The sequence below is a fragment of the Mycobacterium gastri genome, from assembly GCF_002102175.1.
GTDB lineage: Bacteria > Actinomycetota > Actinomycetes > Mycobacteriales > Mycobacteriaceae > Mycobacterium > Mycobacterium gastri.
Genome location: NZ_LQOX01000106.1, coordinates 1 through 26,482 on the forward strand (window position 1 = coordinate 1; position 26,482 = coordinate 26,482).

A 26,482-nucleotide genomic window follows, 5' to 3' on the forward strand; every position below is an offset into this window, starting at 1 on the left:
CGCCGTTGCCCCCGGCCCCACCGGTCCCGCCGTTACCCAACAACCAACCGCCCCGACCACCTTGGCCACCGGCTGCACCCGAGCCGGCTACCCCGACCCCACCTGCCCCGCCGATCCCGCCGTTACCGAACAGCCCCGCATCCCCGCCTGCACCACCGATCTGACCCGGCGCGCCGGAACCGCCGTTACCTCCGTTGCCGAGCAAGAGCCCGCCGGGCCCACCAGGAGCCCCGGTACCGTCGGCGCCGTTGGTGCCATTGCCAATCAGTGGGCGCCCGAGCAGCGCCTGGGTGGGCGCATTGATCAATCCCAGCAACTGTCCCAAGGGTGACGTGCTGGCCGCCTCAGTAGCCGCATACGCGCTCGCACCCGCCGTCAACGCCGCCACGAACTGCTCATGGAACGCCGACATCTGGGCACTGAGGGCCTGATAGCCCTGCGCATGCGATCCGAACACGGCCGCTATCGCGGCCGACACCTCATCCTCTGCCGCCGCGACTATCGCCGTCGTCGGTAGCGCTGCAGCCGCATTGGCGGCTGTGAGCGCTGAGCCGATCCCCGCCACGTCCGACGCCGCCGTCGCCACCCATTCCGGTACTGCCACAACAAACGACATGTGCAACCTCCCGACAAGACAACGCAACTGCTGCCGCGGATCATTGAGCACTCTGCAGCAACAGATCCTATCCCCGCAGCGAAGTCCTCGAGGGCATTTGACGTAACGCGAGTCGCCGTTGGCAGTACCAACAGATGCTGTGGTCAACGTCCCTCGGCGGCCAGCACGAGGGCCACCTGCCGGCGCGCCGGGATTGCCGCAACCAGCAAACATATCCGGCGTACCGCTGGGATTACCGCTGGGACGTCACCGGGGCGGAACGCACACCGTCGGGGACGGTCGCGCCTCTCGCCGCGTGGCGGCTCGGTGCGCGTAGGACTTATCCACAGTGGGAAGTTCATCCACAGTGAGGCCGCGGACCCGAGAAATCGTCGCACCCCGACGGCATAATCGAAAGCATGTTCGAGCCGCGTGGCGCATCGTCTGCAGAATTGGACGAGCTCACGCCGGAGCAACTGGTCACGGCAATCGAGTCCACCTATCGGGAGGAGTCGGCCCTGACCGCGCGCCGTCTCGCCGCGATAGCGGCGCTGCTGCGCCACCGCAGCGCCGCCGAACGCCGCGACCCGGATTTGGCCTACGCGACCATCGACGGGGCGGAGCAGACCTGCGCCGAGGTAGCGGCGGCACTGAATATTTCTCCGACGGCCGCCGCATACCAGGTGCACTACGCGGAGACCCTCGACACCCGCTTGCGCTGCATCGGCGCGCTGCTGGCTGAAGGCCGAATCGATTGGCGCACTGCTCAATTGATCATCAGTCGCACCGACCTGGTCAACGACGACAAGCTGATCGCCAGGCTCGACGAATTGCTTGCAGCACGTATCAGCAAGTGGAAAGGCTGGTCGCGCCAGCGCATGGTCAACGCCATCGACCGGCAGGTGCTGGCGATCGATCCCGACGCCGCCCGGGAGCGCCGACGTCGTGCCGACGACGAACGCGAGATCGGTATCACACCTCATCCCGACGGTATGGCCGAGCTGTGGGGCACCGTGACGGGCGCCGACGCCACCGCCTTCGACCGCAAACTGTCGCAGTTGGCAAAGACCGTGTGCGGCAACGACCCACGTACCCTGGCGCAGCGTCGCGCCGACGCGCTCGGAGCACTGACCGCCGGTGGGCCCCTGACCTGTCGATGCGGATCGAGCGACTGCCCGGCCCGGCCCGGCGGCGCGGCTGCCCCGACCGGCGCGCAGGTGCTCGTCAACGTCGTCGCCACCGCCGACACACTTTCGGGCAAGAGCCAACAACCCGGATATGTCGAGGGCTACGGCGTCATCGACGCCGACCTGGTCCGCGAACTCGCCGACTCGGCAACCCGTCGCCTCGTCGTGGACCTACCCACCGACGCCGACGCTCTGACGTATCACCCATCCACGGCACTTGACCGCGCGGTCCGCTGCCGGGATCTGACGTGCCGATTTCCCGGATGCAGCCGACCGGCGCGGGTCTGCGATATCGATCACACCATCCCCTTCAACCACGCCGACCCGGGCGCCGGTGGCCTGACGGTGCTCGCCAATCTCAAGTGTCTCTGCCGAAAACGCCACCGGCTGAAGACATTTCACGGCGGTATCACCGGATGGCGGGACAAGCAACTGCCCGACGGCATCGTGATCTGGACATCGCCGACCGGCAAGACATATCGAACGGTACCCGCCGGTGCCGAGTTGTTCTCGAATCCGGCACCGCGCCGATCTCGGACCCGGGCCGACGAACGCGCCGCGCGGATCGCGCGAGCACGCAACCGCAATCACGTTCAACGCCGCGCCAACACGGCCGAACAAGAGTTGCGGCAGGCACGCGAAGCAGAGATCGAAGCACGCAAGTTTCGAAACCACATGCGCGACATGCTGTTTCTCTTCAAAGGTGAACCGAGCACCAGCCCGTTTTGCAACTGGGTGAATGCTCCCCGCGAATCCGAAAAACTCCCACCGGACTGGCGACCACCGCCGGTGCCCCCATTGCCCGACGATCCACCATTTTGACGAGCAACAACCTGAACCTGGCGGTACCCTCATTCGGCTATGGCAGCTATGACTGAGACGGCGCAAGGCAAGCTCATCATTCTCAACGGCGGATCCAGCGCGGGAAAGACGTCACTCGCTTTGGCGTTCCAAGACTTGGCCGCCGAATGCTGGATGCACTTGGGGATAGACCTGTTCTGGTTTGCGCTGCCCCCCGCGCAACTGGACCTCGATCGAGTGCGGCCCGAGTACTACACGTGGGACAGCGTGGTCGAAGACGACGGCCTCGACTGGTTCACCGTGCGTCCTGGTCCGCTCTTGGATCAGGCCATGCATGCCCGCCACCACGCCATCCGGGCCTACCTGGACAACGGCATGAACGTGATCGCCGACGAGGTGATCTGGAAGCGGGAGTGGCTGGTGGACGCCCTGCGGATTTTCGAGGACTGCAGAGTCTGGATGGTGGGAGTCCATGTCTCCGACCAGGAGGGTGCTCGCCGGGAACGAGAACGCGGCAACCGCTACCCCGGGTGGAACCGGGGCAGCGCCCGCGCCGCACATGCCGACGCCGAGTACGACTTCGAACTGGACACCACGGCTACCCCAGTACCCGTACTGGCCCGAGAACTATACGAGCGCTATCAGGCCTGCGGCGAGCCCACCGCTTTCGACCGGTTGCGCAAGAGGTTCCTCTCCTGAGCCTGCCGAGTCAAAGTGTTTGTGTCACTTGACCTTTCGCCCAGCGATAATCGGCTTTGCCCGACGGCGAACGTTGCACCCGGCTGCAGAAGACGATTTCTTTCGGAAGCTTGTAGCGCGCGATGTGGCGCGCGGCCTCGGCGACGATGCTGTCCGGGTCGGCATGCCGGCCCGGCGCCAACTGGACGATCGCGACGACTTCGCTTCCCCACCGGATACTGGGACGGCCCGTCACCACGACGTCGTACACAGCGGGGTGCTCGGCAATCGCGGCCTCGACCTCCTCGGCAAAGATTTTCTCCCCGCCGGAGTTGATAGTGACCGAATCACGGCCGAGCAGCTCGATTCCGCCATCGGCGGCCCAGCGGGCGCGGTCACCGGGAACCGAATGGCGAATCCCGTCGATGACGGGAAACGTCCGCGCGGTCTTCTCCGGGTCGCCGAGGTATCCGAGCGGAATCAGACCCTGCTGAGCCAACCAGCCGATTTCGTCGTCCCCGGGCGACAGGATCCGGGTCATGTCTTCGCTGACCACCACCGCGCCCGGGTTCGGAGCAAACCGGCCGGAAGCACCCTGCAGGCGAGTGGACACCTGGCCCATCTGTGACCCCGACTCCGAGGACCCGCCTGCGTCCAGGATCGCCAGTTGCGGCAACAAATCCACGAAGCGCTGCTTGATCGGAGCGCTGAGCGCCGCACCGCCAGTGACCAGAACAAATAGCCCGGACAGGTCATAATCGCCGGACTCGAGTTCGTCGATCAGCGGCCGGCCGAAGGCGTCGCCGACAATTGACAGCGACACCACCTGTTCCCGGCTGGCCAGCGCCCACACTTCGGCAGGATCGAAGTGGGTAGTCGTAGGCGCCATGACAAACGTCCGTCCGCCGCACAGGTTGATGAATGCCGCCCACTGCGCCGCGCCGTGCATGAGCGGGGCCGCCGTCATCGAACCCGGTCCGTCCGGCCGTGACCGCTCGACGATCTCGTCCAGGCTGGTGGCCATCTCGCCGGTGCCGAAGGCCCGTCCGCCCATGGCGTTCATGTAGATGTCGTGCTGACGCCATAGCACCGCCTTGGGCATTCCGGTGGTGCCACCGGTGTAGAGCACATAAAGGTCGTCGGGTGACGGGTTCACGTTGAGCGGCTCGTCAAACATCCCAGACATCGACGCCAGCAGTTCCTCGTAGCGCACCGCTCCCGGCAACGGATCGTTTCCCGAATCGTCGTCGACATGGATCAGACGCGGGCGGCGGTCGTATCTCTCCAAGGCCTCAGCCAACGTGGGACCGAACCGTGCGTGGTACATGACGGCGTCGGCCGCGGCATTGCCGAGCAGATACACCAGTTCGTCGGCAACGTAGCGGTAGTTGACGTTGAACGGGGCGACCCGGGCTTGGTAGGCCCCGATCATCGCCTCGAGGAACTCGTTGCAGTTCGCCATGTACAAACCGAGGTGGCTTTGTCCCGATTCGTAGGGCGCCAACTCGAAGCGTTCCCGACGAACGCCGAGCCCCCACCGGTGCAGGGCGCGGGCGAATCGGCGGGCGCGTTCGTCGGTCTGCGCGTAGGTGAATCGCCGGTCCCCGAACACGATGCAGTCGCGATCCGGATTGGCCGCCGCCACCGCCGAGAACACCTGAGCGATGTTGAATTCCACTAACGGCCTCCTGGCGATGTGACGGCCGAATATACGCCATCCGAGGGTGACAAGTCCGACGTCCTCCCCACGGCTGCCGCCACGGGATTTCCAACCTGGTCGCGGGTCGCTGCAGAAATTCCGCTCAACCTTCAGTCGAGGATCGCAGCCCGCGAGCTAACCGATGGCGTCCCCGACGGGAGGGCGTCGACGGTGCCCGGGTTGCGCGCTCCTGGGGCAGATGTGACGACAGATGCGGCGCCGCCCGGTCACGAGCCTCGTTACCCGGCGCGGTGAGCATGCGTCAGGCATCCTTGAGCAATGGATGTGGAAGCCCTGCTGCACTCGATCCCGCCGCTTGCCGTCTACCTGGTGGTGGGCGGCGTGGTCGGAGTCGAGAGTCTGGGCATTCCCCTTCCCGGGGAGATCGTGTTGGTCAGCGCGGCGCTGATGTCGTCGCATCACGATCTGGCCGTCAACCCCGTCGGTGTTGGCGTTGCCGCCGTAATCGGCGCGGCAGTCGGTGATTCGATCGGTTACTCGATCGGCCGCCGATTTGGCATGCCGCTGTTCGACCGGCTTGGCCGGAGATTTCCCAGGCACTTCGGCCCCGGACACGTCGCGCTCGCCGAGCGGCTGTTCAACCGCTGGGGAGTTCGCGCGGTGTTCTTCGGTCGTTTTATCGCGCTGCTGCGAATCTTGGCCGGGCCGCTCGCCGGCGCGTTGAAAATGCACTACCCGCGATTCCTGGCCGCCAATGTGTCGGGTGCAATCTGTTGGGCGGGTGGCACCACCGCGCTGATCTACTACGCCGGGATGGCGGCGGAACGCTGGATGCAGCGCTTCTCCTGGATCGCGCTGGTCGTCGCCGTCGTGGTCGGGATCATCGCGGCAATCCTGCTGCGCGAGCGCACGTCGCGGGCGATCGCCGAACTCGAGCAGGAGCACTATCGCAAGGCGGACACGGCGGCCTGATCAGAATCTGCTCAGCAGGCCCGGGGCCGGCGCTGGGCGGGCCAGCCGGTGCCCGGCGCCTCACGGCCGCCCGTGCGGGGGTCTGCAGGCCGACAGCTGCTGCCGAACGCTAACGGGTTACTTGGTCGCGAAATGCTCGGTACAGCGTGGCCCTGGCCACACCCGCCCGCTCGATCACCTCGTCGGTGCCTACCGCTCGGATACCTCGCCGGCTGAACAGTTCGTAGGCGGCCCCCAGGATGCGCTCACGAGCCGGTGCAGCCGGCGTGGCGAACTCCGGTATGGCCATGGCGAACGCTAACCATACTCTCAGGCCCCAGTTGTAGACAGACCGTCGTGTCTCGTTATAGAAATGAGACCTAACGACGAAGTCTGTCTTCAGACGCGCAGGACGGGCATCCATCGCGGCGCTGCGGCGCCCGTCGATTAGGAGTGCGCCATGAGCGTGGTTACCGCAGAACCGATCACCCCTCAGCTGATGCTCAGCACGCGGCTTGTCAGCGAGTTGGGCGACCCGCGGAGCACCTTGCGGGCGACCACCGACCGCAACGGAGCGGCGGTGTTGATACACGCGGGCGGCGAGGTCGACGCCTGCAACGAGCACACCTGGCGCCAGCTGATCACCGAGACGGCCACCAGCGTCCCCCGGTCGGGATTGTTCGTCGTCGACGTCACCGACCTGGATTTCATGGGCTGTTGCGCTTACGCCGTGTTGGCCGACGAGGCGGATCGGTGTCGTCGCCGCGGCGCCGAGCTACGCCTGGTGACCCCGCAATCGACCGTCACCCGAGTCGTGGCGGCCTGCGGGTTCACCGACCTGTTGCCCGTCTACCCGACCGTGGACGCTGCCCTGCGGCCGAGCTGGTAGCCCAAGCAGCGCCGGACGTCGCGAGCGTCGTGCCGGGACCTGCGTGAGTGGCGCTCCCCGCGTTTAGCCCGCTGCGCCCTGCCTCGCCGGCCACCAGCACCAGCGCATGATCGTCGCTCATGGAAGTCCTATTCCGCTGACCAGTCGACCGACCTATAGGGACCAACGTCACCGTGTCGGCGCTCGGGCGCCACCTGGCGACCGTGGACTCGGGAGAACTCGAAGTAGGTGACTTCAGCCTCTTCTTCTCACGGGTGCTTCGGTGGTGCGATTCCATCCGTGAGCGACTCACGCTTGGGAGGTTGAGATGACCGAGATGACCGGCGGCGAGCTCTTCGCCCGATCACTTCAGACCGAGGGGATCGAGTTCCTCTTCGGGCTGCCATCCCCGGAGATAGATCCGCTTTTCGCACAATTGAGCGCGCACGGTATCCGGCTGGTGCCGGTGCGCCACGAAGCGGCCGGGGTGCACATGGCCGAGGGCCTGTACAAGACGACGGGCAAGGTTGCGGCTGTGCTGGGCAATCCCGGCCCCGGCTCGGCGAACCTGCTGCCGGGGGTGGTCACCGCACTGCACGAAGGTGTTCCGGTGCTGGCCATTACCTCCCAGCACCGGCTCGGGATCGTCTATCCCTCACCGCCGTCGACCTTCCAGGGCCAAGACCAACTCGACCTTTTCCGGCCCGCAGTCAAATGGGGCGGTCCGATCTTCGAATGGGCACGCATCCCCGAGGTGCTGCGGCTGGCGTTCCGCGAGATGCACAACGGACGGTCGGGTCCCGTCCACGTCGAGTTGCCGGCACCGATTCTGTATGAGACGGGCGATCCGCGGACCGCCCGGGTGTGGCCGCCCGCCACCTACCGCGTCGGGCCTCCGCAGCCGTCGGACCGCCAACTCGACGAAGCCGCGGCACTGCTGGCGGCGGCCCAGCGCCCGGTGGTGATCGCGGGCCAAGGCGTCGACCGTGCCGATGCACGCGGGGGTCTGCTGGAGATCGCCGAGCTGCTCGGTTGCCCCGCCATCGGCTCGATGGCCGGACGCGCGTGCGTCCCCGCCGATCATCCCAACTATGTGTTCGGGTTCGGCCCGGCTGGCGACCTCGCGCGCAGCGAGGCCGACGTGTTGCTGGTGGCCGGCTCCCGGATGGGAAACCTCGACGTACCCTATGACAGCTACTGGGGCGACCCGGCGGGCAAGCGGCTGATCCAGATCGACATCGACCCAAGGCATTTCGGCGTCACCCGGCCGCTGCACCTGGGCATCCTGGCCGACGCGCGAGTCGCGCTCGACGGCATTGCCGCGCGCCTGCGTGCGACGGATCTCGGCCCCCGCGACGGCGCCGACCTGGCCCGCTACCGCCGCCTCGACGAGCAGGTGCGGATGCAACTGGCCACCCCGATACTCGAATGGCAGGGCCCGGGCATCCACCCCGCGCACGCGGTCGGTGTGATCGGCGCCGCGTTCGGTCCGGATGCGGTGTACACCGTCGACGGTGGCAACACGTCGCTGTGGGCCTACAACGTGCTGCCCCCGACGCGCCCGCGGTCCTACCACTCGATCCTCGAACTCGGGATGCTCGGCACCGGAATCCCGTCGGCGATCGGCGCCAAACTGGGCGCGCCCGAACGCGAGGTCGTATGCGTCACCGGCGACGGGGCCGCGGGATTCAACGTCATGGAGTTGCAGACGGCTGCCCGGGAGGGCATCGACGTCACCGTGGTGGTGTTCGCCGAGGGCTCATGGACGATGGAGGAGCTGAACGAACTTCAGTTGTACGGAACGACATTCGGCACCGCGCAGGGCGAGGTCCGGTGGGACATCGTCGCGCAGGGACTCGGCTGCCACGGCGAGTACGTGGAGCGGATCGAGGACCTCGACGGTGCCCTGCGGCGTTGTCGCGAGCACGGCGGTCCGAGTCTGGTGTGTGTGCGGACCGACCACGCCGCCAACCTGGCCATCCCGGCCGAGATGACAGCCCGGTTCTTCGAGGTCTACTCCGGCCCCGCCAAACCGGCCGTTGTCTGAGGAGCACCCATGGTGTGCGGGCGTTCGTCTCGCGCACGCTCGCGTCGCGTTGTGTTAGGGCTCCAAGGCCGTCCGGCGGGGCAAGAAATCCCTAGGGCGAGAACCATTTACGGATTGAACATGAGTTCCATGCGTCCCGCATGATGCGCCGTTGCAGCCACCTTCGTAGCCGCCGTCTACGCGGCTCCTCCGGTCGGCGCGGATCACTGCGCCGAGCTGACGGGCATGCTGCCCGCGGGGTACGGCCGCGACTCGAGCAAACCGGCGGATACAAAGGGCGCGCTAGCGGACGTGAACTAAGGGGACAACTAAGGGGCCAAGGCCCTGCCCGGCGGCCCGACCTACGCCCCCTACTGGCTGTTTGGCGACTACAGCAAAACCTATGACGCATTCTTCACTCACCTGACAAGTCCAGCGTGGGTGCGCGGGATCGGCAGCACCAGCGTGTGCGTTATCGCCCCGGGCATCGAGCATCGCGGCCGGCGCCTGTGCGGGGTGAGACGTGCGCTGAGCGGATTCGTGATGACGATTAGCCATCACGAATCCGAGGGAACACAGCAACACCGCGATCACCGCTATCAGCACCGCCGTCTTGCCGGCCCGTGCCCTGGTGGCGAATCTGCCGGGACGGCTAGCCCATTGGACACGCGCGAGCGAGCCCGGCCCGGCGGCCTGCGTCGCCTCGGATTGGCGCGGTGCGGCTGAATCGACATGGGCGGCAGGGGGATTCGCAAACCGCAGACGCGGGGCGCAGCCGACCGCCAGAGCAGCGCGTACCGCGCGGGCGAATTCGCCCGCAGTCTGATAGCGGTCACCGGGGTCTTTGGCCATCGCGGTGGCGACGACGCCGTCGAGTGCGGCCGGCAGCCCGGCCACGTAGTCGCTGAGCCGGGGCGCGGGGTGCTGGATGTGAGCCATCATCACCGCAGCCAATCCGGGTCGGTCGCTGAATGGGGCATGACCGGTGAGCAGGTGGAACAGCGTGCACCCCAGGGAGTAGATGTCGGTGCGCGCGTCAAGAGGCCAGCCCTGCAGGAGTTCCGGGGAAGCATAAGCCACCGTCGTGATCACGTCGCCGGTGCGGGTCAGCCCATAGTGGTCATCGCAGCTGCGGGCGATGCCGAAGTCGGCCAGCACCACCCGCTCGGGCTCCCCGGGCAGGCCAGGAGACAGCAGGATGTTCGCCGGCTTGACATCGCGATGAAGCAGGTATCTGCGATGCAGGTGATCGAGGGCCATGGCCACCTCGCCGACGATGTACTCGGCCCGCGCCGGCGGCATCCGCCCGGCAGCGGTTTCGACATCGGCGTCCGTGCCGCGCACATACTCCATCGCGATCCACAACGCGCCGTCCGGCGTGTCCCCGCGGTCGTAAACCGCGACGATATTGGGGTGATGCAACCCGGCCGCCAGGTCGGCCTCCCGCATGAACCGAACACGGAACCGCGGATCCCGCGCGAGGGGACCGTCGAGAATTTTCAGCGCGTCGCGTCGGGGCAAGCTAGGATGACGGGCCAGATACACCGTGCCCATGCCTCCCGACGAGACCACGGCTTCAACCCGATAGTTCGCGACCATCGTGCCCACCCGCCGTGCCGGGTCTCCGCTTCCGCATGTCGTGCCCCGCGTGCTGGATGCGTACACGGTTGCCAATGCCGACGCCCGCTGCACCGGCAAACCAGCGACGGCGCGCCGCGTCACCCGATCACCGCCGCCCCCATAACCGAGTACTGCGACCATGGGGAACCGAAACTGCGTGCGGCTATCCCGCGCCGAGGCAACGATCGGCGATTTGCGGAACGCTTCGACGCGACGAGTCTTCATCGGCGAGATCTTCCGGACACGGCGCCCAACAAGCGGTCGGACGACCCGGACAGCCAGATCCTCAACAGCTGGACACTCGCCGCGGAAAATTGCTCCAGCCAGACCGCCGGGCCGGTCTGCACCACGACGAACCGGGCCAGCAGCACCAGCATCCACACCGCGCCCGTCCCCGTCCCCAACACGATCACCTCCCAAGGCGGTGCTTGGGACACCGGAATGATCGCCTCAGCCACACCACTGACCATGTCGAGGTACAACCGTGGACTGGACACAGCCGCATCACCTCCAACGTGATGTGCATCCAAGCAAGCACATACATCGCGTACGTTGCTCCGCGTGGGCCCGGTCTTCGCTGAGCGGCTGACGGCCGCCGAGACGAATTCCTTGCCCGCTGCCCACAATGCGGGTCAGGCGTTCGGAAACCATTTGTAAACTATGAAATGCGCAGGTAAAGCGGCCTTTTTCCGGCGCCCGACGGGTTCAGGGGGCGGGCACTGCCGCGGGTCCGCAACAACGCTGCAGGCTCGAACGGGCCCGCGTCACCGCATCGGCAATGCCGGTAGGTGCGTTGAGCGCGTCAAGGCGAGCAGTGCCCAATGAATCGACGAGCACCGTCATCTGGGCCGCGGCCAGCGGCATGGGCTTGCCGGCATTGACGAAGGCCCAATACAGGACGGCGGCGTCCTCGTGGCAGCCGAGCCGGAGCAACAACCGCGTGATGTAGCGCAGCGTAAGCCACTGCTGGGTCAGGTCGGCGAAGCGTTCCCAGTGCTCGAGCACGCCGATGAACATCTGGGCAGCCACTCGTGGATCGCCGTAAACGGCCCGGATGGCGGCGGCCTCCATCAAGGCGCTGCCGTATACCCAGAAATTCTGAACGTCGGCGGCCAGCCGCGCTGCGTCGTCGAACAGAGCCAAGGCACGCTCCGGTTCGGACCTTCTCAGCAGGTAGCCGAGCGCGAAGTAGGCCATCGACTGTGCAGTCGGGTTGCCGGTGTCGTCGGCCACCCCGACAGCCTCCTGCGCCGCCGGTATCGCAGCCTCGTCATTGCCCAGTACGCCCTGGCAAATCGTTACGGTGAACAGCGTCCACCCCAGGCGGATCGGATCCGCGTCGCGGCGGGCACGCTCCGCCTCTGCGGTCCAGTAGGCGAGCGCCGCCTCTGGATGCCCTTCGAAAAGGGCGACATCGGTAAGCACATCGACCGGGTTGATGACGCGCGCGCTGCCCCTTGCCGGAGTCCGTCCGTGCGCCAAGGATGCCAATGACTTGGCCCCCGGGAAATCGGCCCGGGCCCACGCAACGCGAGCCGCCGTCCCGACGAGCGCCGGGAACAACGGGTGGTCGGGATCGGCAACGGCGATGACGCGCTCGGCCCACTCGGCCACCTCGTAGCCCACCCGCCAACCCATCAACTCCGGTACCGCAGCGACGATCCGCATTGCAAGGCCGATATCCTGCTCGTCCATCGCGTGCCCGAACGCTGCGCGCAGGTTGTCGTAGTCGGGCAGCACCCGCTCCACCCAGTCCCGCTCCTCGGCGGTGAGCACGCCGGCTCCGGCGCGCTCGGCCAGCCTGGTGTAGTAGCTCGCATGCCGCATCGAGCACTGGCGGTCAATGCCGTTTTCCCGCAACCGATCTCGCCCATATACCCGCATCGTTTCCAGGACGGCGTAGCGGGCTCGTTCCTCGACGCTGCGCACCACCACCATGGACTTGTCCACCAAACCCGTGAGCAACTCCAGCGTGTCGGCCTCACCGGCACCGTCGAGCCCGCAGATTCCGTGGGCGGCGTCCAAGTCGAAACTGCCGGCGAACACCGAAAGACTGGCAAACAACGACTGCTCGGATTCGGTGAGTAGCCGATACGACCACGCGATCGTCTCGGACAGACTCTGCTGCCGGGGCAGCGCACCCCGGATCCCGCCGCGCAGCAGGCGCAGGAAATCCGGGCGCCGGGCCACGTCCACACTGCTCATCACCCGCATCCGCGCCGCTGCCAGCTCCACTCCCAGCGGCAGGCAATCGACCCGTCGACAGATTTCGACGACGGCGCCCATCGGCTGGTCTTCGAGCGTGAAGTCTGAACGGCTTGCCAGGGCTCGGTCGACGAACAACTCGGTCGCGTCCGCTACCTCCAACGGCGGCACGCCGATAATTCGCTCGCCTTGCAGACCGAGTGGTTGCCTGCTGGTGGCCAGCACCGATACTCGCGGGCAATGCTGCAGGATCTGATCGATGAATTTCGCGGCGGCTTCCAGCACGTGCTCGCAGTTGTCGAATACCAGTAAGACTTCACGCGACCTGAGGTACTCGATCACCGATTCCTCGATGTCCATGCCTTGCTGCTGCCGCAACCAGACACTGGCCGCCACGGCGTGCCCGACGGCGTCACCGTGCTCCAACGGTCCCAGTTCGCAGATCCATATGCCGTCGCCGAAACGCTCTTGCACACGTCGTGCGGCCTCGAGTCCCAGCCGGGTCTTGCCGACACCACCGACTCCGATCAAGGTGACCAGCGGGCCGTCGCTCAGGGCGTCAATCGTTTGCGCCAATTCGCGCTGCCGACCAACGAAACTCGTCACCCGGCGCAGCAGCCCCGACCGCAGCCGGTGCATGCCCAGCGGGTGCGCCGGCGCGCCTACCTCGCGGGAAACCGGCTGTGGCACCGGGATGTCGGCCTCGCCGGTGAGTATCTGCTGATGCACCTCGCGTAGGGCGGGGCCCGGATCGATTCCGAGTTCGTCGACGAGTTGCTCGCGAACCCGACGATAGGTTTCCAGCGCGTCGGCCTGGCGCCCGCAACGGTACTGGGCCAGCATCAACTGGCCGGCCAACCGCTCGTCCAACGGATGCGCAGCCTGGGCAGCCGAAATCTCAACCAGCAGATCTGTGTGTCTACCGATTCGCAGGGCCACGTCGTTGCGGTCCAGCTCCACTGAAAGCTTTTCGGCCGTCAAGGCACTGCGGACGTCGTTCACCCACGGCGTGTCCAGGGTCGTGAACGGCTCACCGGACCAGATCGCCAGCGCCTTATCGAACAGGAGCGCGGCCTGAACGGGGTCATCGGTCGCTCGGGCCTGTGCGGCCACGTGGCGGAAGCGGTGCAGGTCCACCGACAGCGGATCGGCGGTAAGGACATATCCGCCCGGCTCGCGCGAAATGGAAGCGTCTTCGGCCGCGAGCAGATTCCGCAGCCGCGACACATAGCCGGCCAGCGAATTCCGGGCACGATACGGTGGGCGGTCCGACCACACCCGATCGACCAGTTGACCGACCGGGATGGGCCGATTCACGTCGATCAAGAACGCGACCAGTACACAGCGTTGACGGGCATGACCGATTTCTAGCCGTCGCCCGTCAACTCGGGCTTCGACGTCGCCGAGCAACGTGAACTCGACCGTCATCCAGCAAACCCTACCTGCAGAATCGCGGCGAACGTCGCATCCGTTCGGTGGGTAGCATACGGCGGTTGGCTAGGCACCCTTTGACGCGACAGCCGGAATGCGTCATGGCCACCGAGCCGATCCAGGGGAAAGATCGCAGCCACGATAAAGGCGGGTGAGCCGGGCAAATTGTGGTGGTCCCGGCTGGGATCGAACCAGCGACCTTCCGCGTGTGAAATGGAAAAGATTGCGGGACAAACCCGTTCGCGCTGGCCAGGCAGGACCAGCTGGACCGGCAAGCGGTCGTTGAGCCGCCGGTTCTGAGACTGACGGCGGATAACCGGCGGACCGATTCGACGCGAACCGCGGGCTCGACACGGTGCACCATCGCGCTGTCACGTATAGCGATGACCCGACGGGGCGCCACGCCCACGGCTCGCCCGACCGCCGGTTTGCCGCGTCCGCCACACGACGGCCAGCCCCAAGCGGCGATGGTCGCCTGGCCGGGCGGCTACAAGCCGCATAATGGTCGGCAACTGAGGATCGCGGTAGCGACAAAACAAGATCCATTGGTTCGACAAAACAGGATACATATGTCGCCAAATCAGGATTATGGCGTCGACAAAACAGGAGTACCATCTCGACTGTGGTGTTAGATGGTGCTGGTCACGAGCTGATTGAGCGGCACATGTTAGAACAGCTGCGGGAGGTTGCAGAGTACACCCGTGTCGTACTCATCAATGGTCCACGCCAGGCTGGTAAGACCACACTGCTCGAACAGGTACACGCCGAGCTAGGTGGATGGCTGCGTTCGTTGGATGTTGGCGTCGAACGCGCGTCCGCGCGAGCCGATCCCGAGGGGTATGTCATGTCCGCGCCGCGCCCGACGTTCCTGGACGAGGTCCAGCGCGCCGGGGATCCGTTGATCCTGGCGATCAAGACGGCGACCGACAGTGACCGCCGGCCCGGACAGTTCTTTCTGTCGGGGTCGACCCGATTCCTGACGGTGCCGACGCTGTCGGAGTCACTCGCCGGGCGGGTCGCGATCCTTGACCTGTGGCCGCTGTCCGTCGCCGAGCGAGCAGGTGTCCGGCCGAAGATCATTGCGCAACTGCTCACCGAACCCCACGCGGTCCTGGGCATCGAGGCCGCGCCCGTCACGCGCCATGAGTATCTGCAGCTGGCCTGCACCGGTGGCTTTCCGGAAGTTGTACAGCGGCCCGCGGGTCGCGCTCGCAGCCGGTGGTTCTCGGACTACCTGCGCACGGTGACGCAGCGCGACGTGCGCGAGCTGAAGCAAATCGAGCATATGGAGCGCCTGCCTCGGTTCATGCGCTACCTGGCCGCTATCACCGCACAGGAGCTGAACGTGGCCGAAGCGGCGCGGGTCATCGGGGTCGACGCGGGGACGATCCGCTCGGATCTCGCGTTGTTCGAGACGGTCTATTTGGTGCATCGCCTACCGGCCTGGTCGCAGAATCTGACCGCGAAGATCAAGAAGCGGTCCAAGATCCACGTCGTTGACAGTGGTTTCGCGGCCTGGTTACGCGGGCAAAGCGCCGACTCCCTGGCCAGGCCAACCGCGGAGGGCGCGGGCCCGATCATGGAAACGTTCGTGATCAACGAGTTGATGAAGCTACGTGCGGCCGCCGATATCGAGGTTGACCTGTACCACTTTCGCGACCGAGACGGACGGGAGATCGACTGCATCCTCCAGACACCAGACGGTCGCGTCGTCGGTGTCGAGGTCAAAGCCTCGGCAACAGTGAACATCCACGACTTCCGACACCTGTCATTCGCGCGCGACCGACTCGGCGACCAGTTCATCACCGGCGTTGTCTTCTACACCGGTACACGCGCACTGCCGTTCGGCGACCGGTTAATGGCGCTACCCATCAACCTCCTCTGGAACGGACAACGCGTCTCCGGCCTGTAGTCGCATACCCAATTGCCTTACGGCAAGGGCAGGTTGAAACGTCCTCCACCAATTGTCGGGGGCAAGTGTCCGCGGACCGGAGTCGGGCAGCCACTCGCGGACATGATCGGTTCCCCCTTGTCGAGGTTCGAGTAACGTCGTAGCCACTTCACCGCGTCGTCGTCGCCGCCGCTTGGCAGCCACCACAATCCCGGGATCGTGAACATGCAGCCGCGCCGTCATCGAATGCGCAAGCCGGCCCGCTTGGACTCCGCGCGGCAGTGGGTTCGCTCTGGAGCCCGGGTCACCGTGCGGGCGTATGCCAAGCGGTATGGCGTCGACCACTACACCGCGCACGACGAACTCACCGCAATCGGGTTTCCACTGCCGGCCAGCGCGGAGAAATGGGCGCAGCGACCGCCCCCTGTGCCGCGCAAACGTCGGCGGTGCGCTGATGAGTTCGACGACGCTGACCCTGACTGGGTCTGGGTGGGTGACCGTCGGATGTTTGTCGTCGGCTGCACGCCCGGTGGTGCTCCGTTCGGCTGCTACGAAGAGGAATTCACCGACTTCCCATAGGCGCCCGGCGTGGCTGCGTAGTCCGTCGTGCCTCGCCCGATAGCCTGGCTCCGCGTACCACGAAAGAGGAACTTCAATGCTGGTCCTGCACGGGTTCTGGTCCACCTCGAACGGTCTGTGTTTGTGGGCGGAGGATTCCGATCTCACGGTGAAGAGCCCGAGCCAGGCGTTACGCTCCGCCCGTCCACATCCGTTCGCCGCGCCCGCCGACGTGATCGCGGGCATTCATGCCGGCAAGCCGGGTACCGCAGTTCTGTTGCTGCCGTCGCTGCGGATGGCGCCGCTGGACTCGCCGGAGCTGTTTCGGCTGACGCCTCGGCCGACGCCACGAACGGAACCGGTTCTGCTGCCGTGGACAGTTCCGGTGGTGTGCATCGATGCCGCGTCGGCGATCACCGCCCTCAACGAGCCCGCCGCCTATGTGCGGTACGGCGCGTCCGTGGCTTACCTGGCCGACCTCGCGGCGTTCGCGCGGGAGTTGGTCGGGCGCGGTCGAATCCTGCCCGCGTGCGCGTCCGACGAGCATGGGCCCGTTGCGTTGTGGCGTCCCGTGCTGCGGGGCCCAGACATTGTGGCGATGAATTCGCTGATCGCCGCGACGCCGCCGGTGTGCCGGGCTCAGCCGGGCGCACACGACGCGCACGCGCTCGCCACGTCGGCGTTGCACGCCTTGGTGAACGCTGCGGTGCGCGCGGCGTTGCCGGCGGGCATCGATCTGCTGCCGCCGCGACGTGGCTCCAAACGCATGTCGGCCACAGAGGCGTGGTTGACGGCGTTGACCGCACCGGACGGCCGGTTCGAGGCGGATCCCGGCGCGGTCAACTCGCTGGTCGAGGCGCTGGCCCCGTGGGACGAGATCGGGATGGATACGGCCGGCCTGGCCAGGGCGACGTTTCGGCTCACGGAGAACGAGACGGATCCCGAAGCTGAGGAGGCACCGGGCTGGCAGTTGGAGTTCCTGCTGCAATCCATGGCGGACCCCAGCCTGCTCGTTCCCGCCGAGCAGGCCTGGCGCGACGACGGCAGCCTGCGCCGGTGGCTGGACCGGCCGCAGGAACTGCTGCTGGCCGAGCTCGGTCGCGCCGCCCGGATCTACCCTGAGCTTGCCACTGCGCTGCGTACGGCTTGCCCGTCGAAGCTGTGCTTGGACACCGAAGGCGCCCACCACTTCCTGTCCAATGCGGCTCCGCTGCTCGACGAGGCGGGGTTCGGTGTTCTGTTGCCGTCCTGGTGGGACCGCCGCCGCAAGCTTGGGCTCGCCCTGTCGGCGTACACCCCGGTCGAGGGTGTGGTCAGCAAGAAGAGCAGGTTCGGTAGGGATCAGCTGGTCGAGTTCCGCTGGGAGCTCGCGGTCGGTGACGACGCCCTCACCGAGGACGAGATCGCCGCACTCGCCGAGACCAAAGCCCCGCTGATCCGGCTGCGTGGTCAGTGGGTGGTGGTGGATCCCGAGCAACTTCGGCGGGGGCTGGAGTTCCTGGCGCGCGAAGCCACGGGGCAGGCGACCGCGGCCGACATTCTCGCGCTGGCAGCCCGCCACCCCGACGACGCCGCCACTCCGTTGGAACTCACCACGGTGCGGGCCGACGGGTGGCTTGGCGACCTACTCAGCGGCGCCGCGGCCGAATCCCTAAAACCAGTCGAGCCCCCGCCCGGGTTCACCGCGAAACTACGCCCGTACCAGCAGCGTGGGCTGTCCTGGCTGGCGTTCCTGTCCTCGCTCGGGCTGGGCAGCTGCCTGGCCGACGACATGGGACTGGGCAAGACCGTGCAGTTGCTGGCCATGGAATCGCTTCAGCGCCACCAGGATCCGAACATCGGACCCACCCTGCTGCTCTGCCCGATGTCGCTGGTCGGCAACTGGCAGCGGGAGGCGGCCAGGTTCGCCCCCGACCTGCGGGTCTACGCACACCACGGCGGCGCCCGGCTGCGCGGCGACGCGCTACGCGAGCACCTCGCGGACACCGACCTGATGGTTACCACCTATGCCACAGCCAACCGCGACATCGACGAACTCTCCGGACACGAGTGGAACCGGGTGGTGCTAGACGAGGCGCAGGCGGTGAAAAACAGCTTGTCCCAAGGGGCTAAGGCGGTGCGGCGGCTGGAGGCGGGGCACCGGGTGGCACTAACGGGCACCCCGGTGGAGAACCGGCTCGCCGAGCTGTGGTCCATCATGGACTTTCTCAACCCCGGATTGCTCGGCTCGTCCGAGCTGTTCCGGACGCGGTATGCGATCCCGGTCGAACGGCACGGCCAGACCGAGCCGGCAGAGCGGCTGCGTGCGATCACCCGCCCCTACATCCTTCGCCGACTCAAGACCGATCCCACCATCATCGATGACCTGCCCGAGAAGATCGAGATCAAGCAATATTGCCGGCTCACCACCGAACAGGCCTCGCTGTATCAGTCGATCGTGGACGACATGCTGGAAAAGATCGAGAACACCAAGGGAATCGAGCGGCGCGGCAACGTGCTCGCGGCGATGGCGAAGCTCAAGCAGGTTTGCAACCATCCAGCGCAACTGCTGCACGATCGATCGGCGGTCGGCGCGCGGTCCGGGAAGGTCATAAGGCTCGAGGAGATCGTGGAGGAGATTCTCGCCGAGGGGGATCGGGTGTTGTGCTTCACTCAGTTCACCGAATTCGCGGAAATGCTGGTGCCGCACCTGGCCACGCGCTTCGGTCAGGACGTGCTGTATCTGCACGGCGGCACGCCGAAGAAACGCCGCGACGAGATCGTGACGCGCTTCCAGTCCGGTGACGGTCCATCAATCTTCTTGCTGTCGTTGAAGGCCGGCGGCACCGGGCTGAACCTCACCGCGGCCAATCATGTTGTGCACCTGGACCGGTGGTGGAATCCCGCGGTAGAGAACCAGGCGACCGACCGCGCCTTTCGGATCGGGCAGCGGCGCACCGTGCAAGTGCGCAAGTTCATCTGTACGGGCACCCTCGAGGAGAAGATCGACGACATGATCGAAGAGAAGAAGGCGCTGGCCGATCTTGTGGTCAGCGACGGCGAGGGATGGCTGACCGAACTGTCCACCGGCGATCTGCGCAAGGTGTTCGCGCTGTCCGAGGGAGCCGTCGGTGAGTAACTGGTTCCCGCCGCCATCGCGCCCACGCCCCGTCGAGGGCGGACTGAAGGCAAGGAGCACGCGCGGCGCGATCGCCCAGACGTGGTGGTCCGAGCGGTTCGTCGAGGTGCTGGAAGACATCGGGATCGGCAGCCGACTGCAACGCGGCCGAAGCTACGCCCGAAAGGGACAAGTGATCTCGCTGGACGTGGGCCCGGGCTCAGTCACCGCGCAGGTACAGGGCAGCAGGACGCGCCCATACCGGGTTCGGATCGGGATCGCCGCGTTCGACAAGACGGAGTGGGCACAGGCCGAACGCGCCCTGGCCACTAACGCCTGGTACACGGCAACGTTGCTCGCCGGTGAAATGCCCGAGGACATCGAGGATGTCTTTGGCACGCTTGGGCTTTCGCTGTTCCCGACGACCGCGCGGGAACTGTCACTCGATTGCTCCTGCCCGGACCATGCAGTGCCGTGCAAGCACCTGGCCGCCACGTTCTATCTGCTCGCCGAGTCCTTCGACGAGGACCCGTTCGCCATCCTTGCCTGGCGCGGGCGCGAGCGCGTGGACCTGCTGGACAACCTGCAGGCGGCCCGATCGGGCGCCCCAGCCGCCGACGGGGCCGAGCTGCCGGGCCGACCGCTCGCCGAGTGCCTCGACTCCTACTTCGTCAGACAGGCCGACACGAGCACGCCGAGCCCGCCGGTGACCTCGTCCACGACCCTGCTCGATCAGCTTCCCGATGTCTCTATCGCGGTGCGCGATCGGCCGCTGGTTGAGCTACTGCGGCCGGCCTATCTCGCATTTGGGTGCGGCGATCTGAGCGAGCGCAGCGACTGAAACGGGAGGAACGCACTCGTTTTCTTCTGGCGCCGCGTCGCCCGTGCGCGGCGCACAGAAATCAGGGCAAGGGCGGCGACCACTTCGCGGATCAGTACGAAGAACACGATGAACGCCCAGACCTGACTCAACGTTTCTGGTCCCCACGCGGCTGTGCCGCACGTCGCGTGCGATGCGGTTCCTCCGAAGGACCTTCCGCCAGCCGAGCGGAAGATCGAGCTGCGGCGGATTTTGGCGGATTAATGCAATCGCCAGCGATGGCCAGCCCCCACCAAATAGTCGCTGAACTGCGCGAATCCTGGTGGTCCCGGCTGGGATCGAACCAGCGACCTTCCGCGTGTGAAGCGGACGCTCTCCCACTGAGCCACGGGACCGGCGCCGAGAGGCGAACGACGTCGAAGACTAGCACGATCGGTGCCCGCACCGAACGTGCTACCTCGGCCGGTGATAGCCAAAGTGCCCCAAAGAACCTGGAGATTTGTGTGCGCCGGGTCACGTGGACTATCGTCGTGCTTCGCACCGGGCGACGATCTCGTCCGTTGCGCGCGGATGTAGCGCAGTTGGTAGCGCATCACCTTGCCAAGGTGAGGGTCGCGGGTTCGAATCCCGTCATCCGCTCGAAGGTGCAAGTGGCATCAATCCCCCGCGGTGGAGTGGCCGAGTGGTGAGGCAACGGCCTGCAAAGCCGTGCACACGGGTTCGATTCCCGTCTCCACCTCCAGACTGCAATCCCCAGCGCGATTAGCTCAGCGGGAGAGCGCTTCCCTGACACGGAAGAGGTCACTGGTTCAATCCCAGTATCGCGCACCAGCGTTTATGCAGGTCAAGGGGCGTTTATGAGCCCGACACGTCGAGCCGGCACGCACATGACGCACGAATCGGCACGTCGGCACGCGCAACAGCCAGCCGAAGCTGCTGGCTGATGAGTGCGGCTTCGGCGGTACGGCCGAGCCGCCGCAGGCATTCGTGGTACCCGTGCAGGCTCCAGACGTTTCCGGGATGCTGGCAGGGCCTGGCCAACGAGGGGTCCAGACCGAGGTCGGCGGCATAGACGGCCGCCGCTTCTTCGACGTGTCCTTGTTCGAGCAGCAGCGCGCCATACGCATGGCGAGTGGGCTGCATCCAGCCCCACGGCTCGTCGTAGGGCAGCGTGTCGTCCAACTCGACGGCGCGTCTCAGATGACCGAACGCCTCATCGAAGCGCTCTTCGCGGTAGGCGATTTCACCGTCGAGCATGGCCGCGGCCACGGCCAGGATGTCGCGACTGGTGTTGTTGAACAGGTAGCGCGAGCCCGCTATCCGGTCGTAGGCCTTGATGAACGCGCTGCGCTCGGCATCTGCTTGCACCAGTTGACCGGTGGCTGCCAGCGCGACTCCGCGTCCGTAGTGAATCGTCGCCGTCGTGGTGCAGTACAGGTCCTGGTCCTCCGGCAGCGGCTGCGCGATCAACTCGTCCCATCTGCCGAACCGCACCAACACGTGTGTCCGCAGCGCCACGAACGCTTCGAGCCAGTCGGCCATCGGCGGGGATTCGATCGACAGCAGCTCGGCCGTCAGCTGACCGGCGAGCTCGTCGGCGGCCTGCAACGCCATCTGCAGCCGCCCTTCCAACATCGCCGAATAGACGATGAAGTGCAGATCGTGCGCACGGTACAGCGAGTAGAAGTTCAGCGGGCCCTCGCGGCTCACAAAACGCCGGTCTGCTTGTACCGCAGCAAGATTGGCCGTCACCGAGCTGCGATAGTCACCGCACAGCACGTCGATGTGGCTGGGCATGTGCTGCAGATGCCCGGCGTCAGGCACCAGGCCGCGCAACAAATCCGCCGCCGGTAGGGCGTCCTCCGGAGTCGCCGACATCTCCATGGTGTGCAGGTACAGATGCAGGATCCCCGGGTGTTCGCGACCGGCCGGGGTGGCCAGCGCCGCCTCGAGGATCAGCTTGGCCTCCAGCACCCGTGAACCTGCCGCAGGCTCGCCGGTCGCGGTGTCCCACAGGGCCCACGCAGTGACGTTGACCAGCGCGTCGGCGGCCAGCGCTTGCACGTCGACGTCGTCGGGGTAAGCGGCGGCCAGCGAAGTCATCGCGTCGGCATAGGCGATGACGCCCGCATCCAGGTCGCCGGTGGGAAACCGGGTACGCAGCGCGGCGATCAAGCCTTGCTCCACCGGACTGGCCCGGCCGCGCTTGGCCAGCTGAAGCTCCGCACGCGCGCGGGCTAGCGACCCGCTCAGGTCGACCGGGTCGAACGCCTCCCACACCTTGTTGTAGTTGGGTCCGACGGCATAAGCGATTCCCCACCGCGCGATGGCCAGCTCCGGGTCGAGTTCCAGGGCTCGCTCGAAGCAGCGCACAGCCTCTTCGTGGTTGAACGCATACGCCCACACCAACCCACGGTCGAACCAGAGCTGTGCTTCCGCGCAACTGGTCTCGATTGGCCGGTGATAGGAGCCGAGGTCGAAATACTCGGCAGTCATTCCCGCACCCTAGCGCGCCCCCAAGGCCGAAGCAGCTTTCGTCGAACGTGTATCTGGCGACGACGCAGCGGCGTGTCGCGGCGTCAGATGCACACTCGGTAGTCCCGCAGCGCCGGAAAGGGTTCCATCACCCTGGCAAGCGACAGTCGCAGACGTTCAGCCGCCGCTGTCGGGTTTGCTGCCACCGGGCAGTTGGTCGGGACAGTAGACTCCCGCCGCGATCGCGGTGAATCTGGCAGCGTTGGGCCGCGTCAGCTTCGGGCTGAGGTCTTGAAGGTATGTGACGACCTCGATCGCCGACTTACCCTCCTTAGCCATATCGCACACCTTCTTGCCGGTGGCGATCGTGGCGCCGGCGTTCTGATAGGTGATGTCAGCAGCTCCCAGTGCGACCAGGAATGCTTGATCTTGTTTGTCATCGGCGCGCGCAGGTGCTGCCAAGCCGATGACGGCGGCAACGCCGGCCAGCACCAGTAGGAGTCTCATGACCTCCGGATTGTCCCAAAGCCACCGAGAGCATGCACGTCGCGCGGCGAACGGCAGGTGAACTTTGCATGATTTCGCGGGCCCAGACCTCGTGTCGCATCCCGCTGGCCGGTGCCAGCAGGCCCGGCAAGGCCAGCGACGGGCGACCCCTCCCCTACCCGTTACGGCATGTGCGATCATGCGAAGGTCCCCGAACAGGGAGCCGAGGAGGCACCGATGCAGCGCTGGCTGGTCATCCTTTCCACCTTCCTCATCGCCGCAGCGGGTGTTCTGGCGCCGGCCGCTCCCCGCGCGTGGGCCGGCGACGCACCCATCGGCCACATCGGTGACACGCTGCGGGTGGACACCGGCACCTATGTCGCCGACGTGACCGTCAGCAGCGTGGAACCCGTCGACCCACCGCCCGGCTTCGGCTACACGCGCAGCGGCGTCCCGGTGAAGAGCTTCCCCGGCAGCTCGGTCAACCGAGCCGACGTGACGGTCCGCGCGGTCCGGGTGCCCAATTCCTACATCATGGCCACCAACTTCAGCTTCGACGGCGTCACGCCGTTCGCCGACGCGTACAAGCCGCGGCCCTGCGACGCGCCCGATTGGCTGGACGCCGCGCTGGGCAACGCCCCGCAGGGTGCGATCGTCCGCGGCGGAGTCTATTGGGATGCCTACCGTGACCCGGTCTCCGTTGTCGTCCTGCTGGACAGAAAAACCGGCCAGCACCTCGCCCAGTGGAACCTGTGACCTGAGCGTTCACATCACCACGACGGATTCCGCTGACGCGGCCGAGTTGGCCGCCGTTGCCGCACAGACCTTTCCGCTGGCCTGTCCGCCGTCGGTGGCCCCGGAGCACATCGCGTCCTTCATCGACGCAAACCTGTCGGCGACCCGGTTCGCCGAGTATCTGACCGATCCGGGACGTGCCATTCTGGCCGCCCGCGACCGATGCCGAATTGTCGGTTACGCCATGCTCGTTCGCGGTATCGACAGTGATGACTGCGCCGAGTTGTCAAAGCTCTACGTAATAGCCGACTTTCACGGCAAGGGCGTGTCCTCGTCGTTGATGAATGCCGCGCTGTCGACGGCCGCCGCGTGGGGCGTTCACCGGGTGTGGCTGGGCGTGAACCGGAAAAATGTTCGCGCCCAACGCTTTTACCTCAAGAATGGCTTTATGGTCAGCGGCGCCAGGATGTTTCAGCTGGGCAATCACCAGGAGCACGACTACGTCATGACCCGGCCCGTCACCGGGCAGTCAGCGCCAACAGGCGTGACGTGGCCCGCAGATACTTCTTTCGGTAGCCACCAGCCAGCATCTCCTCGCTGAAGATGGTGTCCAGCTTCGCCCCGGAGCCCACCACCGGGATGCCGGCGTCATAGAGGCGATCGGTGAGCGCAACCAGCCGCAGGGCGACATTTTGGTCGTCGATGCCGTGCACGCCGGTCAAGAACACCGCCGTCACCCCCTCGATCAACGTCAGATAGCGCGACGGATGCATAGTGGCCAGGTGCGCACAAAGGGCGTCGAAGTCGTCAAGGGTCGCTCCCCGGACAGCGTCGGCCCGCGCGGCGACGTCCGCATCCGATAACGGCGGCGGCGCCGGCGGCAGATCCCTATGACGGTAGTCCGGACCCTCGATCCGTACCGTGGTGAAAATGCTTGCCAGCGTGTGAATCTCGCGTAGGAAGTCCTGGGCGGCAAAGCGGCCCTCGCCCAGTTGCTCGGGCAGCGTGTTGGACGTGGCGGCCACCGACACACCGCGTTCGACCAGCGCGGAGAGCATCCGCGAGATCAGCGTGGTGTTACCCGGGTCGTCCAGCTCGAACTCGTCGATGCACACCGCGGTGTAGTGCGCCAGCAGGTCGATGCATTCGGCGAAACCGAACACGCCGGCCAGCTGGGTCAACTCCCCGAAAGTCGCGAACGCCTTGGGGCGCTCCCCCGGCAGTTGGTAGTACGACGACGCCAGCAGATGGGTCTTGCCCACCCCGAACCCGCCGTCCAGGTATAGCCCGACCCCGGGCAGCACCGCTGGCTTGCCGAACAGCTTCTTGCGCCCGGCCCGCCGCTCGACGGCGTGGCGGCAGAAGTCCTGACAGGCCGTCACGGCGGCAGCCTGAGTCGGCTCGGCGGGATCGGGCCGATACGTCGCAAAGCTCACCTCGGCGAAGGTGGGCGGCGGCCGCAGCTGGGCGATCAGCCGTTCCGGAGACACCGAGGGATGCCGATCCACCAGGCGGCCCACCCGGGCGCCGGCTCCCACAGGTGTGGACCCGTACATGCTGGCACTGTAGCGGCGTGCTGCAATCACATTCATGCCCGACTTCGCGGCCGGCCCGGCCGCCGGCCGATCCACCGGCATCCGCCTGACGCTGCTCGGATCCGACCGCACACTCGACGAAGCCGACCTACCCGAGCTCTACGGCTACCCGGCCGACGCGAACCGCATCTGGGTGCGGGCCAATTTCATCAGCAGCGTCGACGGCGGCGCCACCATCGCCGGCACCAGCGGCGGGCTCGCCGGGCCGGGCGACCGGGCGGTGTTCCTGCTGCTGCGTGAACTGGCGGACGTCATCGTGGTGGGCGCGGGCACGGTGCGCGTGGAGGGCTACTCCGGCGCTCAGCTCGGTGTCGCAGCACGCCGCCAGCGACAGCAGCGCGGCCAAAGCGAGGTCCCGCGACTGGCGATCGTCACCAAGTCCGGTCACCTCGCCCGCGATCTGGGCGTGTTCACCCGCACCGAGGTGCCACCCCTGGTCCTCACCGCCACGGCGGTGGCCGACGAGACGCGACGGCGCCTGACCGGCCTCGCCGAGGTGGTCGACTGCTCTGATACCGATCCCGCCAAGGTCGACGAAGCAGTGCTGCTGGACCGGCTTGCCGAGCGCGGTCTGCGCCGCATCCTCACCGAGGGCGGGCCGATACTGCTCGGATCGTTCATCGAGCGCGGCTTGCTCGACGAACTGTGCCTGACGATCGCACCGTTCGTGGTCGGCGGTCTGGCCCGGCGCATTGCCACCGGACCGGGGCAGCTGCAGACCCGAATGCGCTGCGCACACGTGCTCACCGACGACGCCGGTTATCTGTACACCCGCTACGTCAAAGCCTGACGTTACTGTGGTC

Annotated in this window: 20 protein-coding genes, 4 tRNA genes and 1 pseudogene; 15 read left to right on the forward strand and 10 right to left on the reverse strand. The window is 66.4% G+C overall.

Annotated features, from left to right (window positions below; genetic code table 11):
- The coding region (locus AWC07_RS12160) for a PE family protein (RefSeq protein ID WP_139829667.1) at positions 1 to 616 on the reverse strand (616 nt) is incomplete at its 3' end.
- Positions 617 to 1,014: 398 nt separating this feature from the next.
- Here AWC07_RS12160 and AWC07_RS12165 point away from each other — a divergent pair.
- Both AWC07_RS12165 and AWC07_RS12170 read left to right on the forward strand, forming a co-directional pair.
- Positions 1,015 to 2,604 (forward strand): HNH endonuclease signature motif containing protein, encoded by a 1,590-nt coding sequence (locus AWC07_RS12165; RefSeq protein WP_036417060.1) that lies wholly within the window; start codon positions 1,015 to 1,017, stop codon positions 2,602 to 2,604.
- 39 nt (positions 2,605 to 2,643) lie between these two features.
- A complete protein-coding gene (locus AWC07_RS12170; protein WP_208622408.1) occupies positions 2,644 to 3,282 on the forward strand; it encodes a phosphotransferase-like protein in 639 nt (212 codons plus the stop codon).
- Between the two features lie 10 nt (positions 3,283 to 3,292).
- Here the strand turns inward: AWC07_RS12170 and AWC07_RS12175 are convergent, their stop codons facing one another.
- Positions 3,293 to 4,939: an acyl-CoA synthetase gene (locus tag AWC07_RS12175; protein WP_036417055.1), complete on the reverse strand. Its 1,647-nt coding sequence runs from the start codon at positions 4,937 to 4,939 to the stop codon at positions 3,293 to 3,295.
- Between the two features lie 300 nt (positions 4,940 to 5,239).
- Between AWC07_RS12175 and AWC07_RS12180 the strand changes: the two genes are divergently transcribed.
- Complete coding sequence (locus AWC07_RS12180) at positions 5,240 to 5,893, forward strand: DedA family protein (RefSeq protein ID WP_036417053.1); 654 nt, start codon at positions 5,240 to 5,242, stop codon at positions 5,891 to 5,893.
- Between the two features lie 120 nt (positions 5,894 to 6,013).
- Here AWC07_RS12180 and AWC07_RS12185 read toward each other — a convergent pair.
- Positions 6,014 to 6,182 (reverse strand): annotated as a pseudogene (locus tag AWC07_RS12185) (helix-turn-helix domain-containing protein); the annotation flags it as partial.
- A 150-nt stretch (positions 6,183 to 6,332) separates the two neighbouring features.
- Between AWC07_RS12185 and AWC07_RS12190 the strand changes: the two are divergent.
- Positions 6,333 to 6,761 carry an anti-sigma factor antagonist gene (locus tag AWC07_RS12190; protein WP_036417048.1) on the forward strand — a complete coding sequence of 143 codons (429 nt, stop codon included), beginning with the start codon at positions 6,333 to 6,335 and terminating at the stop codon, positions 6,759 to 6,761.
- 307 nt (positions 6,762 to 7,068) lie between these two features.
- On the forward strand, positions 7,069 to 8,787 hold the full coding sequence (locus AWC07_RS12195) for a thiamine pyrophosphate-binding protein (RefSeq protein WP_036417046.1): 1,719 nt from the start codon (positions 7,069 to 7,071) through the stop codon (positions 8,785 to 8,787).
- A gap of 282 nt (positions 8,788 to 9,069) precedes the next feature.
- On the opposite strand, the gene AWC07_RS12200 is transcribed toward AWC07_RS12195, so the two are convergent.
- From AWC07_RS12200 to AWC07_RS12210, 3 genes are all read right to left on the reverse strand, one after another.
- Positions 9,070 to 10,611: a serine/threonine-protein kinase gene (locus AWC07_RS12200; protein ID WP_051508152.1), complete on the reverse strand. Its 1,542-nt coding sequence runs from the start codon at positions 10,609 to 10,611 to the stop codon at positions 9,070 to 9,072.
- On the reverse strand, positions 10,608 to 10,883 hold the full coding sequence (locus AWC07_RS12205; protein ID WP_139829668.1) for a hypothetical protein: 276 nt from the start codon (positions 10,881 to 10,883) through the stop codon (positions 10,608 to 10,610). The genes AWC07_RS12200 and AWC07_RS12205 overlap by 4 nt, the downstream gene beginning before the upstream one ends.
- Positions 10,884 to 11,091: 208 nt before the next feature.
- A complete protein-coding gene (locus AWC07_RS12210; protein ID WP_036417042.1) occupies positions 11,092 to 14,019 on the reverse strand; it encodes an AfsR/SARP family transcriptional regulator in 2,928 nt (975 codons plus the stop codon).
- Between the two features lie 625 nt (positions 14,020 to 14,644).
- Between AWC07_RS12210 and AWC07_RS12215 the strand changes: the two genes are divergently transcribed.
- The 4 genes from AWC07_RS12215 to AWC07_RS12235 all read left to right on the forward strand — a co-directional run bounded on the left by AWC07_RS12215 (position 14,645) and on the right by AWC07_RS12235 (position 20,409).
- Complete coding sequence (locus tag AWC07_RS12215; RefSeq protein WP_036417039.1) at positions 14,645 to 15,934, forward strand: ATP-binding protein; 1,290 nt, start codon at positions 14,645 to 14,647, stop codon at positions 15,932 to 15,934.
- A 198-nt stretch (positions 15,935 to 16,132) separates the two neighbouring features.
- The gene (locus AWC07_RS12225) at positions 16,133 to 16,492 is read left to right on the forward strand and encodes a hypothetical protein (protein WP_139829669.1); all 360 of its coding nucleotides are present in this window, start codon (positions 16,133 to 16,135) and stop codon (positions 16,490 to 16,492) included.
- 76 nt (positions 16,493 to 16,568) lie between these two features.
- Positions 16,569 to 19,589, forward strand: a complete 3,021-nt coding sequence (locus AWC07_RS12230; RefSeq protein WP_085105087.1) for a DEAD/DEAH box helicase — start codon at positions 16,569 to 16,571, stop codon at positions 19,587 to 19,589.
- On the forward strand, positions 19,582 to 20,409 hold the full coding sequence (locus AWC07_RS12235) for an SWIM zinc finger family protein (RefSeq protein ID WP_036416933.1): 828 nt from the start codon (positions 19,582 to 19,584) through the stop codon (positions 20,407 to 20,409). The genes AWC07_RS12230 and AWC07_RS12235 overlap by 8 nt, the downstream gene beginning before the upstream one ends.
- A 299-nt stretch (positions 20,410 to 20,708) precedes the next feature.
- Here the strand turns inward: AWC07_RS12235 and AWC07_RS12240 are convergent.
- Positions 20,709 to 20,783, reverse strand: a tRNA-Val gene (locus AWC07_RS12240).
- A 171-nt stretch (positions 20,784 to 20,954) separates the two neighbouring features.
- Here AWC07_RS12240 and AWC07_RS12245 point away from each other — a divergent pair.
- From AWC07_RS12245 to AWC07_RS12255, 3 genes are all read left to right on the forward strand, one after another.
- A tRNA-Gly gene (locus tag AWC07_RS12245) sits at positions 20,955 to 21,027 on the forward strand.
- Positions 21,028 to 21,056: 29 nt separating this feature from the next.
- Positions 21,057 to 21,130 (forward strand) — tRNA-Cys (locus tag AWC07_RS12250).
- Between the two features lie 14 nt (positions 21,131 to 21,144).
- Positions 21,145 to 21,219: transfer RNA gene (locus AWC07_RS12255), tRNA-Val, on the forward strand.
- A gap of 24 nt (positions 21,220 to 21,243) precedes the next feature.
- On the opposite strand, the gene AWC07_RS12260 is transcribed toward AWC07_RS12255, so the two are convergent.
- Positions 21,244 to 22,884, reverse strand: a complete 1,641-nt coding sequence (locus tag AWC07_RS12260) for a tetratricopeptide repeat protein (RefSeq protein ID WP_085105088.1) — start codon at positions 22,882 to 22,884, stop codon at positions 21,244 to 21,246.
- Positions 22,885 to 23,040: 156 nt separating this feature from the next.
- Complete coding sequence (locus tag AWC07_RS26845) at positions 23,041 to 23,370, reverse strand: DUF732 domain-containing protein (protein ID WP_036413912.1); 330 nt, start codon at positions 23,368 to 23,370, stop codon at positions 23,041 to 23,043.
- 216 nt (positions 23,371 to 23,586) lie between these two features.
- Between AWC07_RS26845 and AWC07_RS12270 the strand changes: the two genes are divergently transcribed.
- On the forward strand, positions 23,587 to 24,105 hold the full coding sequence (locus AWC07_RS12270) for a hypothetical protein (protein WP_036413918.1): 519 nt from the start codon (positions 23,587 to 23,589) through the stop codon (positions 24,103 to 24,105).
- Complete coding sequence (locus AWC07_RS12275) at positions 24,026 to 24,685, forward strand: GNAT family N-acetyltransferase (RefSeq protein WP_084293542.1); 660 nt, start codon at positions 24,026 to 24,028, stop codon at positions 24,683 to 24,685. Before AWC07_RS12270 ends, AWC07_RS12275 begins: the two co-directional genes overlap by 80 nt.
- Here the strand turns inward: AWC07_RS12275 and zapE are convergent.
- Positions 24,603 to 25,676 carry a cell division protein ZapE gene (gene zapE, locus AWC07_RS12280; protein WP_036413909.1) on the reverse strand — a complete coding sequence of 358 codons (1,074 nt, stop codon included), beginning with the start codon at positions 25,674 to 25,676 and terminating at the stop codon, positions 24,603 to 24,605. The genes AWC07_RS12275 and zapE overlap by 83 nt on opposite strands.
- On the opposite strand from zapE, the gene AWC07_RS12285 reads away from it, so the two are divergent.
- A complete protein-coding gene (locus AWC07_RS12285) occupies positions 25,675 to 26,469 on the forward strand; it encodes a pyrimidine reductase family protein (RefSeq protein WP_085105089.1) in 795 nt (264 codons plus the stop codon). The genes zapE and AWC07_RS12285 overlap by 2 nt on opposite strands.
- Positions 26,470 to 26,482 lie beyond the last annotated feature (13 nt).

Coding starts and splice junctions, on each gene's coding strand:
- AWC07_RS12170 (WP_208622408.1), top strand. CDS start 2,644: ATGGCAGCTATGACTGAGACGGCGCAAGGCAAGCTCATCATTCTCAAC.
- AWC07_RS26845 (WP_036413912.1), bottom strand. CDS start 23,370: ATGAGACTCCTACTGGTGCTGGCCGGCGTTGCCGCCGTCATCGGCTTG.
- AWC07_RS12200 (WP_051508152.1), bottom strand. CDS start 10,611: ATGAAGACTCGTCGCGTCGAAGCGTTCCGCAAATCGCCGATCGTTGCC.
- AWC07_RS12230 (WP_085105087.1), top strand. CDS start 16,569: ATGCTGGTCCTGCACGGGTTCTGGTCCACCTCGAACGGTCTGTGTTTG.
- AWC07_RS12165 (WP_036417060.1), top strand. CDS start 1,015: ATGTTCGAGCCGCGTGGCGCATCGTCTGCAGAATTGGACGAGCTCACG.
- AWC07_RS12190 (WP_036417048.1), top strand. CDS start 6,333: ATGAGCGTGGTTACCGCAGAACCGATCACCCCTCAGCTGATGCTCAGC.
- AWC07_RS12270 (WP_036413918.1), top strand. CDS start 23,587: ATGCAGCGCTGGCTGGTCATCCTTTCCACCTTCCTCATCGCCGCAGCG.
- AWC07_RS12260 (WP_085105088.1), bottom strand. CDS start 22,884: ATGACTGCCGAGTATTTCGACCTCGGCTCCTATCACCGGCCAATCGAG.
- AWC07_RS12275 (WP_084293542.1), top strand. CDS start 24,026: ATGCCTACCGTGACCCGGTCTCCGTTGTCGTCCTGCTGGACAGAAAAA.
- zapE (WP_036413909.1), bottom strand. CDS start 25,676: ATGAATGTGATTGCAGCACGCCGCTACAGTGCCAGCATGTACGGGTCC.
- AWC07_RS12285 (WP_085105089.1), top strand. CDS start 25,675: ATGCCCGACTTCGCGGCCGGCCCGGCCGCCGGCCGATCCACCGGCATC.
- AWC07_RS12180 (WP_036417053.1), top strand. CDS start 5,240: ATGGATGTGGAAGCCCTGCTGCACTCGATCCCGCCGCTTGCCGTCTAC.
- AWC07_RS12210 (WP_036417042.1), bottom strand. CDS start 14,019: ATGACGGTCGAGTTCACGTTGCTCGGCGACGTCGAAGCCCGAGTTGAC.
- AWC07_RS12195 (WP_036417046.1), top strand. CDS start 7,069: ATGACCGAGATGACCGGCGGCGAGCTCTTCGCCCGATCACTTCAGACC.